Source organism: Pseudomonas sp. SLFW, from assembly GCF_009905615.1.
GTDB classification, from domain to species: Bacteria; Pseudomonadota; Gammaproteobacteria; order Pseudomonadales; family Pseudomonadaceae; genus Aquipseudomonas; species Aquipseudomonas bambusae.
On the sequence record NZ_JAAAKW010000002.1, the window covers coordinates 192944 to 209097 of the forward strand.

A 16154-nucleotide genomic window follows, 5' to 3' on the forward strand; every position below is an offset into this window, starting at 1 on the left:
CGGCTTACTGCTTCCACTTATTGTGCTCTTGCCGCCATTCGGCGAGCTGGATGATTTCGGCCGTCGGCTTCGGGTCTTTGATTTCAAACGGGTAGGGCGCCAGTTCGATCTGCGCAGTGTGTGCGCCAAACATCGTGATCGTGCCGGGGTGGCGTTGCTCGCCCGTCACCGTGAATTCGAAGTTGTACACCCGGGCCAGACGCTTGCGGCCTTCGTTGTCGCGCTTGAACGCGATACGGCGCAGCGCCACGTTGCCGTCGAGCAATTCAATGTCGAGCTTGGCGCAGTGCTGTTTGACACGCTCCAGCGCCCGTTCACGTAGACCATGGGAGTGCCACAGCCAAGCGCCAGCAGTCGCCAGCAGCATCAGGACGAAAATATTGCCCAGGGTCAGCATGGAAAGAGAGCTCCAACAGAAGGTGTCCAGCTTAACTGCGTCAGGTCACTGACAGCCATAGTGCGTCCGTTTAATTTCGCTTCACTTCGTCCGCCTGCGCTGTTGCTGTGCTTTACGGCCACCGTTACCCATTGAACTGAGGGAGGCCGCGCCTTAGCGAATGCGGTAGGCCAGTTGCAATGTGTTGACTGACCCATCGCATTCGCCAGCCAGCCGACTCCCCCAAGACGCATTACGCCTGATCGACGTTGCTCAAATCCCATCCTCGCGAATTTCGCGATAGCGTTTTTCAAGCTCCTGGCGCAATTGGCGCCGCTGCTGCGCTTGCACGTAGCGGCGCTTGTCTTCGCTGGTCTGCGGATCCAACGGCGGAACGCTGGCCGGTTTGCGTTGGTCGTCCACCGCCACCATGGTGAAAAAGCAGCTGTTGGTGTGACGCACCGAGCGCTCGCGGATGTTTTCCGTCACCACCTTGATCCCGACTTCCATCGACGTGTTGCCGGTGTAGTTCACCGAAGCCAGGAAGGTCACCAGTTCGCCGACGTGAATCGGCTCGCGGAAAATCACCTGATCCACTGACAGCGTCACAACATAACGACCGGCGTAACGGCTCGCGCACGCGTAGGCGACTTCATCGAGGTATTTGAGAAGGGTGCCGCCGTGCACGTTGCCAGAAAAGTTGGCCATGTCCGGGGTCATCAATACAGTCATCGACAGCTGGGCGTTTCCGGGTTCCATAGCGTGCTCACGGTCTGGTTGGGTCAATTGGCACCTCGGGTGGGTGCTCGAAATAAAATCGGCTATCAAAACCAACACTATCGGGACGCTGGCAGCCGGGCTGCCGTCACGCCTGAGGTCGATCTGTTTCCATATATTGCACCGGCTTCATCGGCTTTTGTGCGGTGTTAACCTGCGAAAACCCTTGGATGGGGTATTTCCTGCGTTCCGCTCAGAAATTTCTGACTCTGCTGGCGATCTTTCGCACCGCAGCCGTCTCCTTTTCAGCATGAACGCGCATCTTTAGTCGTCACAAGGAGCCGCGCCATGCATGCCATCAGTTTCATTCAGGACCTGGCAGTCATCATGCTGGTGGCTGGCGTGGTCACCGTTCTCTTCCATCGACTCAAACAACCGGTCGTCCTCGGCTATATCGTCGCCGGGTTCATCATCGGGCCGCACACTCCGCCATTCGGCCTGATCCACGACGAAGACACCATCAAGATCCTTGCTGAACTGGGCGTGATCTTCCTCATGTTCTGTCTGGGACTGGAATTCAGTCTGCGCAAACTGTTCAAGGTCGGCGCTACGGCGTTCGTCGCCGCCTTCCTCGAAATCATGCTGATGATCTGGATCGGCTATGAAATCGGCCAGTATTTTGGCTGGAGCACCATGGATTCGCTGTTCTTGGGAGCGATTTTGGCCATCTCCTCGACCACGATCATCGTCAAGGCGCTCAACGACCTGAAGATGAAGAACCAGCGTTTCGCCCAACTGATCTTCGGCGTGCTGATCGTGGAAGACATCCTCGGCATCGGCATCATCGCGCTGTTGTCGGGCATTGCGGTCAGCGGCTCGGTGAGTTCCGGTGAAGTGTTCTCTACCGTCGGCAAGCTTTCGTTGTTCATGATCGTCGCGCTGGTGATCGGGATTTTGCTGGTGCCGCGTTTGCTGGCCTACGTCGCGAAATTCGAAAGCAACGAAATGTTGTTGGTCACGGTCCTGGGCCTGTGTTTCGGCTTCTGTCTGCTGGTGGTCAAACTCGAGTACAGCATGGTGCTGGGGGCTTTTCTGATCGGCGCGATCATGGCCGAATCGAAGCAACTGGCGAAGATAGAGCACCTGATCGAGCCCATTCGCGACATGTTCAGCGCGATCTTCTTTGTCGCCATCGGCTTGCTTATCGACCCGCAGATCCTGCTTGCCTACGCATGGCCCATCGCTGTGATCACCGTGGCTGTGGTGCTGGGCAAGATGCTGTCCTGCGGCTTGGGCGCGTTTATCGCGGGGAATGACGGCAAGACTTCGCTTCGCGTCGGGATGGGGCTGTCACAGATTGGCGAGTTTTCTTTCATCATCGCCGCGCTCGGGATGACATTGCAGGTCACTAGCGATTTTCTCTACCCGGTGGCGGTGGCCGTGTCGGCGATCACTACATTGCTCACACCGTATCTGATTCGGGCTGCCGATCCACTGTCCCACACGTTGGCGAGGATCATGCCTACGCGAGTGGCCCGGGTTTTCGGTCTGTACGGAGAGTGGCTGCGCAGCATTCAGCCACAGGGGCAGGGGGCGTTACTGGCTTCGATGATTCGCAAGATCCTGCTGCAAGTGGGGGTGAACCTGGCGCTGGTGGTGGCGATCTTCTTCTGCGGTGCTTATTTCGCCGAGCGCATTGGGGATTACTTCAGCGAATGGGTCAGCGAAGTCGGTCAGCAGAAGGCCTGGATATGGGGCGCTTCTTTACTGTTGTCGCTACCGTTTCTGATCGCGGCCTATCGCAAGCTGAAAGCGCTGTCGATGCTGTTGGCCGAGATGAGTGTGAAGCCAGAGATGGCGGGCAGGCATACCGCACGCGTACGCCGAGTGATTGCGGAAGTGATCCCGTTGCTGTCGCTGGTGGTGATTTTCCTGCTGATCGCCCTGCTATCGGCGAGCATGCTGCCGACTCACGAATGGTTGCTGCTGATCGTGATCGTGGCAGCGGTGGTGGCGGCGGTGCTGTGGCGCTGGTTCATCCGGGTGCACACCCGCATGCAAATCGCGCTGCTGGAAACACTGGGGAATCATCAGGAGCCTTCAGAGCATTGAGCTGCTGAAGGCTTCCCTGCGTGCGTGGGAAATATCTCAGCTTTCCAGCCAGACGTCCCGCGCCCAGTGCCACACCGATTCCCAGCTTTCTTCGGTGACGAGTTCTTCTTCGCCGGACCACAGCACCACAGTGCCGTCTTCTTCAACGCAGTAGTAATCTTCGCCATCTTGGCAGATCGGGATGAGCTCGCGCGGAACACCGATGTCCCAGGCATTTGCTGCCACGTCCGGCAGGTAGGTATGAGATTGCGGATCGGTGACAGTCACCGGCTCCAGGCTGCCGTACACCACGTCGCTGACGGTCAGCAAGAATTCCTTGAAGACGAAAGGAATGTTGATGAACAGCTGCTCTTCGATTTCGACAAGCTGATCTTCGTCCGGCAGCTCAAGCGGGACGGGAACCGGCTCATTGGCTTCACGGAGTTGTTCGATGACTTCTTCCACGACGTGGATCCTCTAACGGTTTTCGCGGTTTATACAGTAGCTCAAAGACATCACCAAATTAACTGCGGCCCACAAAAAACAAAACCCCGAACACAGTCGGGGTTTTGGATTAGCGAAGCGGCAAAGAGTTTCAGCCGTTCTGGCGAATACCTGCCACCAGCCAAGGCTGGTTCTCGCCCGGAGCGCGCTCCATGTTCCAGCTTTCGCTGAACACTTCGCCCTGGTCGAAGCGCGACGTTTTCGACACACCACTGAAGGTCAAGGTAGCAATGGTCTTGTCGGCGCGGTCGTCGACACCTTCAAGTTGCACGTTCAGGTTGTCGATGTAGGTGGACTGGAAGCCATCACCCAGGTCTGCACGTTCTTTTTTCAGGAACTGCAGCATTTGCGGGGTCACGAACTCAGAGATTTTGTCCATCTCGTTCGCATCCCAGTGCTGTTGCAGCGACTGGAAGTGGTTACGTGCGGCCTCGATAAAGCGCTCTTCGTTGAACCACGCCGGTGCGTTGATCACCGGACGAGCCGACGCGGCGGGCGAACCGCCGAACATCGAATTGGCGTTTTGCGCAGGCTGCTGTTCGAAGGTTTCACGCTGGAACGGCGCGCCAGCCGGAGCCATGTTTGGCTGCTGCTTGCGTCGACGGGCGGCGATGAAACGGAAGATCACGAAAGCGATGACCGCCATGATCAGGATGTCGAAGAACTGCATGCCTTGGAAGCCGCCGCCCATGAACATGGAAGCGAGCAGGCCACCGGCAGCGATACCGGCCAGAGGGCCCAGCCATTTGGAAGCACCGCCCGCAGCAGGCGCAGGACGACCGGCAGCGTTAGGTGCAGCGGCAGGAGCAGAAGGAGCTGTCTGACGCGCTTGGTGACTTGGCGCCGAGCCCATGCTCTTGCCGCCACCGAAACGCGCGGCGTTGGCATCCAGACTCATGGTGAGTCCGATGACCAGCGCCAAAGCGATGCTTAGAAAACGTTGCATATTGGGAATTCCCGTTTGTGGATTGCACGCGCGCCATATTGAACAGGACAAATGTGTCTGACCAGCGACCATATGTTTCTGGCTTTTGCGTGGATCTCAATCACCCGCGTACTACTTGGGCTGCAGGGCGATTGAGAAAGTTCTGTAGGAAAGATGGGGGCCAGATGTAGGAATGCAATACCGGAGGTCAGCCATCACGCAGGTATACTGAGGCGTCAGGGCCTGATCAAATCGGCTCCAGCTTGGCGTACCCCAGCATCAGCCACTTGCTGCCTTCGGAGAAGTTCACCTGCACCCGAGCCTGCGCACCGGCGCCTTCGAAGTTCAGGATGGTGCCCTCGCCGAACACCGCGTGCTGCACGCGTTGGCCGAGCGAGAACTGGCTCTGCGGGATGCCTTCGCCGTCGAACAGCCGGCTCGGCGCCATGGTCTTGGAGCCACCGAAAGGGCGTGTAACGCTGTTGGACAAGCGCACTTCCTGAATCAGATTCGGCGGGACTTCACGTACGAAGCGCGACACCTTGTTGTAGGTCTCGCTGCCGTACAGACGTCGGGTTTCGGCGTACGTCAGCACCAGATGTTGCATCGCGCGGGTAATACCGACGTAAGCCAGGCGGCGTTCCTCTTCCAGACGGCCCGGTTCTTCCAGGCTCATCTTGTGCGGGAACAGCCCTTCTTCCATGCCAACGAGGAACACATACGGGAACTCAAGACCTTTGGCGCTGTGCAGCGTCATCAGTTGGATGCTGTCTTCGTGCTCATCGGCCTGGGTGTCGCCTGCCTCCAGTGAAGCATGGCCGAGGAACGCGGCCAGTGGCGTCAAGTCTTCCTCGTCTTCGCTGTTTTCGAAGGCGCGGGCGGCACTGACCAGTTCCTCAAGGTTTTCTACCCGAGCCTGGCCTTTCTCGCCTTTTTCTTCCTGGTGATAGGTGATCAGCCCGGACTGCTCGATGACGGTCTGGGTCATCAGGTGCAGCGGCATTTCCATGACCTTGGCCGAAAGGTTTTCGATGAGCTCGATAAACCCGCCCAAGGCGCTGGCGGCCCGACCGGTCACGCCTTTGTTGGCCACCAGCAGTCGCATGGATTCCCACATCGACACATCGGCGTGGCGCGCATGCTCGCGAATGGCTTCGACAGTTTTCTCGCCAATGCCACGGGGCGGCACGTTGATCACGCGTTCGAGCGCCGAATCGTTGCCACGGCCTTCCAGAACGCGCAGATAGGCCATGGCGTTCTTGATTTCGGCCCGTTCGAAGAAGCGCTGACCGCCATAAATGCGGTATGGGATGCGCTCGCGCAACAGGGCCTCTTCCAACACCCGGGATTGGGCGTTGGAGCGGTAGAGAATGGCGATGTCGCTGCGGGACATGCCGGTCTTGATCGCGCTCTCGATGGTCTCGACCACGTAGCGCGCTTCATCGTGTTCGTTGAAGGCGGCGTACAGGCTGATCAGTTCGCCGTCGCCGACATCGGTCCACAGCTCTTTGCCCAGACGGCCACTGTTGTTGACGATCAGGCCGTTGGCAGCCTTCAGGATGCTCGCGGTGGAGCGGTAGTTCTGCTCCAGTCGGATCGTCTCGGTGTCCGGGAAGTCATCGGAATACTGATGAATGTTCTCGATCTTCGCGCCGCGCCAGCCGTAAATCGACTGATCGTCGTCGCCGACCACCATCAGGCTGTCGCCACCCTTGGCCAGCAACCGCAGCCAGGCGTACTGCACGGCGTTGGTGTCCTGGAATTCGTCTACAAGGACGTGGCGGAAACGGCGCTGGTAATGCTCCAGCAGGCCAGGATTGTCGCGCCACAGGTCCAGCGCACGTAGCAGCAGTTCCGAGAAGTCGATGACGCTGGCCCGTTGGCACGCCGCTTCGTAATTCTCGTAGATGCCTTTCATGGTGCTGAGGAACAGGTCGCCGGACGCCTGAATGTGCTTGGGACGCAGCCCTTCATCCTTCTGGCCGTTGATGAACCATTGCGCCTGACGCGCAGGCCATTTCTGCTCGTCCAGACCCATCTCGCGGATGACGCGCTTGACCAGACGCTGCTGGTCGTCGCTGTCGAGAATCTGGAAATTCTGGTTCAGCCCGGCTTCCTGCCAGTGCGCACGCAATAGACGGTGCGCCAGCCCGTGGAAGGTGCCGACCCACATGCCTGCCGGGTTGATGCCCATCAGCTGCTCGATGCGATGGCGCATCTCGGCGGCCGCCTTGTTGGTGAACGTCACCGACAGGATCGAATGGGGCGACGCGTTCTCCACCTGGATCAACCAGGCGATACGGTGCACCAGCACGCGGGTTTTGCCGGAGCCTGCGCCAGCGAGAACCAACTGACGACCCACGGAGGCGGCGACCGCCTGGCGTTGGGCATCGTTGAGGGAGTTGAGCAGAAGGGAGAGGTCATCAGTATGCATCGGGGCATTCTAGGGTGCCGACGGATGCCGGGCAAACTCTAACGCTGGTCGGTCGTGAAAAGCTGTTGCCCTCTGCCTGTCGGAGCGGAAAACCGTCACGTATGCCGACCATTCACGCAATTTATTTCCCTGACTGTTTGGTCTCTTCGGTGGCTTGTGTATGCTCCGTGCACGTTCAAGGCTCACTAATTATAAGAATCGCCATGACCACCAGCTCCAAAGCCCCGGCCGATGCTGTGGCGACACGACGTGTCATCCGCAGACAGTTCGCCACCCAGCTTGCCGTCGAGCGCACACGCCTTCTTTATCAGGGGTCGCTGCTGCCGACTCTGTTCATGTTCATCAATGGTTTGCTCTGCGCCTGGCTGCTCTGGAGTCCGCAGCGGTACGTGCTCGTCAGTATTTGGGTGGGCTGGCTGTCAGCGCTGGTGTGCCTGCGGGTGCTTCAGGTGGCGGCGTTTCGTGCGGCGCCACCGGAGCGCCAGGCGCATCCGGTCTGGACGCGGATGTTTCTGGCGGGCGCCTGTGTCAGCGGGTTCACGCTCTCCAGCGCGGCGCTGGTGCTGGTTCCCGTGGAAAGCTTCGTGCAACAGGCGTGGGTCTTCGGCCTGATCGGCGCGGCCACGCTCTCGGCCAGCGTGGCCTATGCCGCAAGCATCCCGGCCTTTCTGACGTTCACCGTGCCCTGTCTGCTGCCGCCCATCCTCTATCTGTTTTGGGGTGGCGACGTGCCGTTGCGCGGCTGGGGCTGGCTGGGGTTGATCCTGCTGCTGGCGCTGATCGTCGTGGCGGCGCAGGTCAACCGGTTGATTGAGCGAGGTCTGACCCGGCGCTTTCAGAATCAGGCCCTGATTGAGCACTTGCAACAGGCTCAAGCCCAAAGCGAAGCGCTGAATCGAGAGCTGACGCGGCAATATGAAGAGCGTGCCCGATTCCTCTCGCACTATGACGAGCTGACAGGCCTGGCCAACCGCGCGCTGTTCAACGAGCGGCTGCGCGAAGCCAATCAGCGCGTACGCCACGGCAGGCAAACCCTGGCGCTGCTGCACATCAATCTGGACCGTTTCAAGCTGCTCAACGACAGCCTCGGGCATGAGGTTGCCGATCAATTGCTGCGTCAGATAGGCCGCCGCATCAGCGCCGAGCTGGCAGACGCCGATACTGTGGCGCGCTTGTCCGCCGATGAATTCGCGGTGCTGTTCGACACCTTCGGCAACCTGACGACGCTGACGCGAATGACCACCCGGTTGCTGAACAAACTGCGTTCACCGGTTCTGGTGGCTGGGCACGAACTGGTGGTCAGCGCGTCCATCGGCATCGCCTTGCTGCCGGATTCGGCCAGAGACATTTCTGCGTTAGTCACCCAAGCCAACATGGCGATGCAGCACGCCAAACACTTGGGCGGTAACAATTTCCAGTTCTACACCGACAGCCTGCAAGCCCGGACCCTTGAGCGTTTGCAGCTGGAGATTCAACTGCGCCGAGCGATTGAAGACGGTCAGTTGGAGGTCTTCTATCAGCCCAAGCTCGAACTGGCGACGGGTCAGCTCAGTTCTGCCGAGGCCCTTGTGCGTTGGCGGCATCCGGTGCTCGGCATGGTACCGCCCAGCGAATTCATCGGCCTGGCCGAAGAGTCCGGGCTGATCGCCGACATCGGCGAGTTCGTGCTGCGCCGCGCCTGCCGACAGGCCTGTGAATGGCAAGCCAGCGGGCTGCGGCCCATTCGGGTGTCAGTCAATTTGTCCGTGCATCAATTGCGGCAGGGCAAGCTCGTCAGTCTGGTGCGTCAGGTGCTCGATGAAAGCGGGCTGCTGCCTGAATACCTGGAGCTTGAACTGACCGAAAGTCAGTTGCTGGACAGCGTCGAGCACATCATCAGCACCTTCCAGCAGTTGCGTGAGCTGGGCGTGAAGTTGGCTATCGATGATTTCGGCACAGGCTATTCGTCACTCAGTTACTTGAAGCGCTTCCCCGTGGACTACGTAAAAATTGATCAAGCATTTATCAGAGGCCTGGACGAGGGGACCGAAGACGCCGCCATCACGCGGGCGATCATCGCCATGGCTCACAGCCTTGAATTGAAGGTGGTCGCCGAAGGGGTAGAGAACGAGCAACAGCTGGAATTTCTCCGAGCCCATGCATGCGACGAGGTGCAAGGCTACCTGGTCAGTCGGCCTGTGGAGGCCAATGCGATGGGCACTGTCCTACGTGATTGTGAAGCGGTTGCCTGGAGTCCTGTGTGAAAAGTCCTACACTGCATGGCGACCCGTCGCTCCGGGCTTTTCGTTTGGAATCATCAAACTCGTTTAGCTGTGCGGTTTGCAGGTCATGTAGTATAACTACAAGAAAGCTACAGCCCGGCCCATCCTCCTATTGAGTCCTGTCCTTTGAATCTGTTGCAGCACATTGCCCAGTCTCGCCATCTCTTGCGTAAGTCGGAGCTCAAGGTAGCCGACCATGTGCTGCTTGATCCTGCGGCCGTGATGCACAGTTCCATGGCCGATCTGGCCCACAGCGTGGGCATCAGTGAGCCGACCATCGTGCGATTCTGTCGTGCGATTGGCTGCACCGGTTTCCAGGACCTCAAACTCAAACTGGCGCAAAGCCTTGCGGCGGGCGCGAGTTTTGGGCAGTTCGCGATTCATGAAGACGACTCGGTTGCGGACTACAGCCTTAAAATCTTCGATACCACGCTCCATACGTTGATGGAAGTTCGGGAAAAGCTCGACCCTCACGCGTTGCAGGCGGCGGTGACCGTTATGGCTGCGGCCCATCGTGTGGAGTTTTACGGGTTCGGCGCGTCGGGCGCGGTCGCGGCTGACGCCCAGCACAAATTCTTCCGACTGTTGCTTACGGCGGCGTCCTACTCCGACCCGCACATGCAGGCCATGTCGGCGGTAACGCTCAAGCCCACAGACGTCGCGGTGTGCATCTCACAGTCGGGCCGGTCGAAGGACCTGCTGATCACGGCCAACCTCGTACGCGAGAGCGGCGCGAATCTGATTACTCTGTGCCCAAGCCAGACCCCATTGGCCGAACTTTCGACTGTCAACCTGGCGATCGACGTGCACGAAGACACCGAAATTTACACGCCGTTGACCTCGCGTATCGCCCATTTGGTCGTGATCGATGTGCTGGCAATGGGCGTGGCGATGGCCCGTGGCCCGAGCCTGGTCAATCACCTGAAGAGCGTGAAGCGCAGCTTGCGTAGCTTGCGGCTGTCGCCGAAGTCGATCAAGTCGTCGGAAGATTGATATCAGCCACGCCTTTGATTTTCTGTGGGCACGAATTCATTCGCAAGACTTCGATACATTCGCAACGAATGTGTCGTCTTTACGACTGAATCGTGAATGAATTCGCTCCCACAGAGTTAACCACGGCGTCTCGCCATCCGGCCCAACCTTCACCAACTTGTAACGCTTCCGAAGCCTGATCGTCACCGCGTCCCGCCACTCTGTACTCCCGCACACGCAATGGGAGACAGGATATGCCTCGGCACTACGATGACTCGCAGCAGCAAAGCAACAGCGCCAAAACCCGCCGTCAGCAGGAAGACCAGCGCCGCATGGCGTTTCGGCGTGCGATTGAAACGCGGTCCGAAGACCGTCGCCTGACCCTCGAATTCGATGACTACCTGGACGCAGACTCCGCCAGCTTTTGGCAGAGCGCTAGCGTTTCGGAAGGTGCCCGTCAAAGCGCGCGACCAGCTCGCTGATCTGAGCACGCTCGGTGCGAATGAACGCCAGGAAGGCATGCGCCACTGGTGACAGACGTTTCTCCCGAGCCTGTACGACGCACCAACTGCGATAAAGCGGCAGTTCGGCCACGGGCAGCTCCTTGAGCGTGCCAGTGGCCAGTTCCAGACTCAGCGCATGCCTCGTCAGCAGCGCCACCCCCAGCCCGGCCACGACACACTCCCGTTGAGCTTCCGCCGAAGACACCTCCAGCGAATGCTCGAAGTGAATGCGTTTCTCCTTGAAGTATTCCTCGCACGCCTTGCGCGTTCCCGACCCCTGCTCGCGTACCACCAGCGTGTAGGCTTCCAGATCTTTCAGCGACAGATTTGGCCGTTGTGAAAGCGGATGGTCCGGTCGCGCCACCGCCACGATGGGATTATTGAGGAAAGGTAGAAACTCCAGCCCCATGTCCTGCGGGACCATCGACATCACCACCAGATCATCGCGGTTGTCGGAGAGCCGTCGAATCACCTGGGCCCTATTGACTACCGTGAGATTGAGCATGACTTCGGGGTATTGGCGCTTAAAAGCTGCGAACAGATGGGGAACGAAGTATTTCGCGCTGGACTCAATGGCGAGCTTCAACTGCCCTTGAAGCGAGCCCTGCATGTCTGACAGCTGCATGTCGAGGTTTTCAAGGCGCCCGAAGATGTCGCGACTGGCCAGTTGCAACGCTTCGGCAGCTTCGGTCAGGTAGAGCTTCTTGCCCACGTACTCGAACAGCGGCTGGCCGATGAGTTCTTCAAGCTGACGAATCTGCAAGCTGACAGCGGGTTGCGTGAGGGACATTTCTTCAGCCGCACGGCTGTAGGAACGAAGATCACAGACTTCATTGAAGATTCGCAATTGACGCAATGTCATACGCATCAATGACTTACGCATTTGTCGATTCCTCTGCTCATGGCTGAAAGCGCAACTATAAGGTTTTACTTATGTTTAACCCAATTTTTACTCATTTTTGTTAATTGCTGATTCGTCATAGGGTGAGCCATCGCTGCGACGCAACATGTTGTAACGCTATGTCGCTCCGTACTGACCGGGTTTCCGGTCCGTCTGCTCATCGGTCGAGGAAATGCCAGTGATAACAAAAATCCTGATCGCCAACCGTGGGGAAATTGCTGTCCGGATCGTGCGCGCTTGCGCCGAAATGGGCATCCGTTCCGTGGCGATCTACTCCGACGCGGACCGCCATGCGCTCCACGTTAAGCGTGCGGATGAGGCCTATGGCATTGGTTCCGAACCGCTGGAGGGTTACCTGAACCCGCGCAAGTTGGTGAACCTGGCTGTGGAAACCGGTTGCGACGCGTTGCACCCCGGTTATGGCTTCCTCTCAGAAAACGCCGACCTCGCTGAGATCTGCGCCGAACGCGGTATCAAATTCATCGGCCCTTCCGCCGAAGTGATTCGCCGCATGGGCGACAAGACTGAAGCCCGCCGCAGCATGATCAAGGCTGGCGTGCCGGTCACCCCCGGCACCGAAGGCAACGTTGCCGACATCGCCGAAGCGTTGACCGAAGGTGATCGCATCGGTTACCCAGTGATGCTCAAGGCCACCTCGGGTGGTGGCGGTCGCGGCATTCGTCGTTGCAACAGCCGTGAAGAACTGGAGCAGGCATTCCCTCGGGTCATTTCCGAGGCCACCAAGGCGTTCGGCAAGGCTGAAGTCTTTCTGGAGAAGTGCATCGTCAATCCCAAGCACATCGAGGCGCAGATCCTCGGTGACAGCTTCGGCAATGTCGTGCACCTGTTCGAGCGTGATTGCTCGATCCAGCGTCGCAACCAGAAGCTCATCGAAATCGCCCCAAGCCCTCAATTGACCCCCGAACAGCGAGCCTACATCGGCGACCTGTCGGTGCGCGCCGCCAAGGCCGTGGGTTACGAGAACGCGGGCACCGTGGAGTTCCTGCTCGCCGAGGGCGAGGTGTACTTCATGGAAATGAACACTCGGGTGCAGGTGGAACACACCATCACCGAGGAAATCACCGGCATCGACATCGTGCGCGAGCAGATTCGCATCGCGTCTGGCCTGCCGCTCTCGGTGAAGCAGGAAGACATCATTCACCGGGGTTTCGCGTTGCAGTTCCGCATCAACGCCGAAGACCCGAAAAATAACTTTCTCCCAAGCTTCGGCAAGATCACCCGTTATTACGCGCCGGGTGGCCCTGGCGTGCGGACCGACACGGCGATCTACACCGGCTACACCATTCCGCCGTACTACGACTCAATGTGCCTGAAGCTGATCGTCTGGGCGCTGACTTGGGAAGAAGCGATGGACCGGGGCCTGCGCGCGCTGGACGACATGCGCCTGCAAGGCGTGAAGACCACCGCCGCGTACTACCAGGAAATCCTGCGCAACCCGGAATTCCGTAGCGGCCAGTTCAATACCAGTTTCGTCGAGAGCCACCCTGAACTGACCAACTACTCGATCAAGCGCAAACCCGAAGAGTTGGCCCTGGCCATCGCCGCCGCCATCGCCGCCCACGCAGGCATTTAAAAGCAGCGTCGAGCTGCGAGCGTCAAGCCTCAAGTAAAAGCCGTTCTCGGTGACTTGTAGCTGTGGCTCGGAGCTTGAAGCTTGTGAGGAGATAAGAATGACGAAGAAGATCTTTGTAACCGATACGATCCTGCGTGACGCTCACCAGTCGCTGCTGGCGACCCGCATGCGCACCGAAGACATGCTGCCGATCTGCGAGAAGCTCGACAAAGTCGGCTACTGGTCGCTGGAAGTCTGGGGCGGCGCGACGTTTGACGCGTGCGTGCGTTTCCTCAAAGAAGACCCGTGGGAGCGCCTGCGCCAACTTCGCGCGGCGCTGCCGAACACCCGCCTGCAAATGCTGCTGCGCGGCCAGAATCTGCTGGGCTATCGCCATTACAGCGACGACGTGGTCAAAGCTTTCGTCGCCAAGGCTGCCGTCAACGGCATCGACGTGTTCCGCATCTTTGACGCCATGAACGACGTGCGTAACCTGCGTGTGGCCATCGAAGCGGTGAAGGCTGCGGGCAAACATGCGCAGGGCACCATTGCGTACACCGTCAGTCCGGTACACACCGTCGAGGCCTTTGTTGCTCAGGCCAAGCAGATGGAAGCGATGGGCTGCGACTCCGTGGCGATCAAGGACATGGCCGGTCTGCTGACACCGTTCGCGGCTGGCGAACTGGTCAGGGCGCTGAAAGCCGAGCAGTCGCTGCCGGTGTTCATCCACTCCCACGACACTGCGGGTCTGGCCGCGATGTGCCAGCTCAAGGCGGTCGAAAACGGCGCCGATCACATCGACACCGCGATCTCCAGCTTTGCGTGGGGCACCAGCCATCCGGGCACCGAGTCGATGGTTGCTGCGCTCAAGGGCAGCGAATTCGACACCGGTTTGGACTTGGAGCTGCTGCAGGAAATCGGCCTGTATTTCTACGCCGTGCGTAAGAAGTATCACCAGTTCGAGAGCGAATTCACCGCAGTCGACACCCGCGTGCAGGTCAACCAAGTGCCCGGTGGCATGATCTCTAACCTCGCCAACCAGCTGAAAGAGCAGGGCGCGCTGAACCGCATGGGCGAAGTGCTGGCAGAGATCCCACGTGTTCGCAAGGACCTGGGCTACCCACCTTTGGTGACCCCGACCTCGCAGATCGTTGGTACTCAGGCGTTCTTCAACGTGCTGGCGGGTGAGCGTTACAAGACCATCACCAACGAAGTGAAGCTCTACCTCACGGGCGGCTACGGCAAAGCACCGGGTCAGGTCGACGAGAAGCTGCGTCGTCAGGCCATTGGCAACGAAGAGGTTATCGACGGGCGTCCGGCAGACCTGCTGAAACCGGAAATGACCAAGCTGCGCGGCGAAATCGGCGCGTTGGCTAAATCTGAAGAAGACGTGCTGACGTACGCGATGTTTCCGGACATTGGCCGCAAATTCCTCGAAGAACGCGCTGCGGGTACCCTGGCGCCAGAGCCACTGCTGCCGATTCCGGAGCCGGGCGCTGTGGCGCGGGCGGGCGGTGAAGGCGTACCGACCGAGTTCGTCATCGACGTTCACGGCGAAAGCTACCGCGTCGACATCACCGGTGTAGGCGTCAAGGCCGAGGGCAAGCGCCACTTCTACCTGTCCATTGATGGCATGCCCGAAGAAGTCGTGTTCGAGCCGTTGAATGAGTTCGTCGGCGGTGGCATTGGCAAGCGCGCCCAGGCCAACAAACCGGGCCACGTCAGCACCACCATGCCGGGCAACATCGTCGATGTGCTGGTCAAGGAAGGCGACACGGTCAAGGCCGGTCAGGCAGTGCTGATCACCGAAGCGATGAAGATGGAGACCGAGGTTCAGGCAGCCGTCGCGGGCAAGGTCGTGGCGATCCACGTGGCCAAAGGCGACCGCGTGAATCCGGGTGAGATTCTGGTCGAGATCGAATGATCGCGATTCATCAAGCTGAAACAGCCTGACGCGCACAGACGCGGCAGGCTGGACGATTACCTCTGGGGGAGCTCTCGTGGCTCCTCTTTTTTTTGTCCTGCAGAAGCTGTTTCTGCAGCAGTTCTGTTGTTGATGTCGTGCAGCGTGGCTGAATGAGCACAATCCCTGTGGGAGCGAATTCATTCGCGAAAAAGGGTCAGGCGCTAGAGATGTGTCGGCTGCACTGGCCAATCGCGAATGAATTCGCTCCCACAGGTTTGATGCTCTCCAGCCAGATTAACGGGTGAATTCGCTCATGCGTGGCGCAAATCCGCCAACGTCTTGATTTGCCCGCCATCCTTGAAGTTATCCACAGCCAGCCACGCTACGAAGGCTTTCTCTAACTCGGGCCATTCGCTGTCGATGATCGAGAACCACGCGGTATTGCGGTTCTGGCCCTTGACGATCATGTGCTGGCGGAACGTGCCTTCGAAGCTAAAGCCAAAGCGCTCTGCCGCGCGCTTGGAGCGGGCGTTGTCGCCGTTGCATTTCCACTCCAGACGGCGGTTGCCCAGTGCGAACGATTCTTTCGCCAGCAAATAAACCGCCTCGGTGCTTTTCGGCGTGCGCTGCATCGACGCGCCAAACGTCACGTGGCCGATTTCGATCCGGCCCGCACTCGGCACGATCGACATCAGGCTGAGAAACCCGTCGATGTCGCCCGTTTGCTGATCGATCACGGTGTAGAACCAAGGATCGGTCGAGTCTTGCAGCCCGGCCAGGTAGTCATTGAAAACCGCGCGTTCGGTAAACGGGCCGACAGCCAGGTAGTCCCACAATTTCGGGTCGGCGCCGGGGCCTTCGAGCGCTGTCCACAGGCCGTCCGCGTGACGTGCGGCATCGAGTTTTTCCAGGCGGATGAACCGGCCGTTCAGGGTGCGCGCGTCCGGCAGTTTGGCTGGTTGCCAGTGTTCGAGGTTCGACATGTTCAGAA

13 protein-coding genes are annotated in these 16154 nt (G+C 59.1%); 6 read left to right on the forward strand and 7 right to left on the reverse strand.

The annotated features are described in order from the left end of the window. Positions 1–4 precede the first annotated feature (4 nt). A complete protein-coding gene (locus GVN17_RS04225) occupies positions 5–397 on the reverse strand; it encodes a DUF3301 domain-containing protein (protein ID WP_166593983.1) in 393 nt (130 codons plus the stop codon). A 252-nt stretch (positions 398–649) separates the two neighbouring features. After that, positions 650–1135 carry an acyl-CoA thioesterase gene (locus GVN17_RS04230; RefSeq protein ID WP_166593984.1) on the reverse strand — a complete coding sequence of 162 codons (486 nt, stop codon included), beginning with the start codon at positions 1133–1135 and terminating at the stop codon, positions 650–652. Positions 1136–1441: 306 nt separating this feature from the next. On the opposite strand from GVN17_RS04230, the gene GVN17_RS04235 reads away from it, so the two are divergent. Further along, positions 1442–3205, forward strand: coding sequence for a cation:proton antiporter (locus GVN17_RS04235; RefSeq protein WP_166593985.1), 1764 nt, complete (start codon positions 1442–1444; stop codon positions 3203–3205). A gap of 36 nt (positions 3206–3241) precedes the next feature. Here the strand turns inward: GVN17_RS04235 and GVN17_RS04240 are convergent, their stop codons facing one another. The 3 genes from GVN17_RS04240 to uvrD form a co-directional block, all read right to left on the reverse strand. Further along, complete coding sequence (locus GVN17_RS04240) at positions 3242–3649, reverse strand: SMI1/KNR4 family protein (RefSeq protein ID WP_166593986.1); 408 nt, start codon at positions 3647–3649, stop codon at positions 3242–3244. 130 nt (positions 3650–3779) lie between these two features. Then, positions 3780–4634 (reverse strand): Tim44 domain-containing protein, encoded by an 855-nt coding sequence (locus tag GVN17_RS04245; protein ID WP_166593987.1) that lies wholly within the window; start codon positions 4632–4634, stop codon positions 3780–3782. A gap of 226 nt (positions 4635–4860) precedes the next feature. Further along, positions 4861–7047, reverse strand: a complete 2187-nt coding sequence (uvrD, locus tag GVN17_RS04250) for a DNA helicase II (protein WP_166593988.1) — start codon at positions 7045–7047, stop codon at positions 4861–4863. Between the two features lie 203 nt (positions 7048–7250). Here uvrD and GVN17_RS04255 point away from each other — a divergent pair, with 203 nt between their 5' ends. From GVN17_RS04255 to GVN17_RS29580, 3 genes are all read left to right on the forward strand, one after another. Beyond that, positions 7251–9290 (forward strand): bifunctional diguanylate cyclase/phosphodiesterase, encoded by a 2040-nt coding sequence (locus GVN17_RS04255; RefSeq protein ID WP_166593989.1) that lies wholly within the window; start codon positions 7251–7253, stop codon positions 9288–9290. A 144-nt stretch (positions 9291–9434) separates the two neighbouring features. Then, a complete protein-coding gene (hexR, locus tag GVN17_RS04260) occupies positions 9435–10301 on the forward strand; it encodes a transcriptional regulator HexR (protein ID WP_166593990.1) in 867 nt (288 codons plus the stop codon). A 311-nt stretch (positions 10302–10612) separates the two neighbouring features. Further along, entirely contained in the window at positions 10613–10762 is a 150-nt protein-coding gene (locus tag GVN17_RS29580) for a hypothetical protein (RefSeq protein WP_371928482.1), read from the forward strand. On the opposite strand, the gene GVN17_RS04265 is transcribed toward GVN17_RS29580, so the two are convergent. Beyond that, positions 10716–11666 carry a LysR family transcriptional regulator gene (locus GVN17_RS04265; RefSeq protein ID WP_166593991.1) on the reverse strand — a complete coding sequence of 317 codons (951 nt, stop codon included), beginning with the start codon at positions 11664–11666 and terminating at the stop codon, positions 10716–10718. The two genes, GVN17_RS29580 and GVN17_RS04265, sit on opposite strands and share 47 nt — an antisense overlap. A gap of 196 nt (positions 11667–11862) precedes the next feature. Between GVN17_RS04265 and GVN17_RS04270 the strand changes: the two genes are divergently transcribed. Both GVN17_RS04270 and oadA read left to right on the forward strand, forming a co-directional pair. Continuing rightward, positions 11863–13278, forward strand: a complete 1416-nt coding sequence (locus tag GVN17_RS04270) for an acetyl-CoA carboxylase biotin carboxylase subunit (RefSeq protein ID WP_166593992.1) — start codon at positions 11863–11865, stop codon at positions 13276–13278. Positions 13279–13375: 97 nt separating this feature from the next. Next, positions 13376–15181, forward strand: coding sequence for a sodium-extruding oxaloacetate decarboxylase subunit alpha (oadA, locus tag GVN17_RS04275; protein ID WP_166593993.1), 1806 nt, complete (start codon positions 13376–13378; stop codon positions 15179–15181). Between the two features lie 293 nt (positions 15182–15474). Here oadA and GVN17_RS04280 read toward each other — a convergent pair whose 3' ends face one another. Further along, positions 15475–16146 carry a GNAT family N-acetyltransferase gene (locus GVN17_RS04280; protein WP_166593994.1) on the reverse strand — a complete coding sequence of 224 codons (672 nt, stop codon included), beginning with the start codon at positions 16144–16146 and terminating at the stop codon, positions 15475–15477. Positions 16147–16154 lie beyond the last annotated feature (8 nt).

What these genes read in the sequence shown, in the direction of transcription:
- GVN17_RS04225 (WP_166593983.1), bottom strand. Translation starts at nt 397, where the DNA reads ATGCTGACCCTGGGCAATATTTTCGTCCTGATGCTGCTGGCGACTGCT.
- oadA (WP_166593993.1), top strand. Translation starts at nt 13,376, where the DNA reads ATGACGAAGAAGATCTTTGTAACCGATACGATCCTGCGTGACGCTCAC.
- GVN17_RS04280 (WP_166593994.1), bottom strand. Translation starts at nt 16,146, where the DNA reads ATGTCGAACCTCGAACACTGGCAACCAGCCAAACTGCCGGACGCGCGC.
- GVN17_RS04230 (WP_166593984.1), bottom strand. Translation starts at nt 1,135, where the DNA reads ATGGAACCCGGAAACGCCCAGCTGTCGATGACTGTATTGATGACCCCG.
- GVN17_RS04235 (WP_166593985.1), top strand. Translation starts at nt 1,442, where the DNA reads ATGCATGCCATCAGTTTCATTCAGGACCTGGCAGTCATCATGCTGGTG.
- GVN17_RS04245 (WP_166593987.1), bottom strand. Translation starts at nt 4,634, where the DNA reads ATGCAACGTTTTCTAAGCATCGCTTTGGCGCTGGTCATCGGACTCACC.
- uvrD (WP_166593988.1), bottom strand. Translation starts at nt 7,047, where the DNA reads ATGCATACTGATGACCTCTCCCTTCTGCTCAACTCCCTCAACGATGCC.
- GVN17_RS04265 (WP_166593991.1), bottom strand. Translation starts at nt 11,666, where the DNA reads ATGCGTAAGTCATTGATGCGTATGACATTGCGTCAATTGCGAATCTTC.
- GVN17_RS04255 (WP_166593989.1), top strand. Translation starts at nt 7,251, where the DNA reads ATGACCACCAGCTCCAAAGCCCCGGCCGATGCTGTGGCGACACGACGT.
- GVN17_RS29580 (WP_371928482.1), top strand. Translation starts at nt 10,613, where the DNA reads ATGGCGTTTCGGCGTGCGATTGAAACGCGGTCCGAAGACCGTCGCCTG.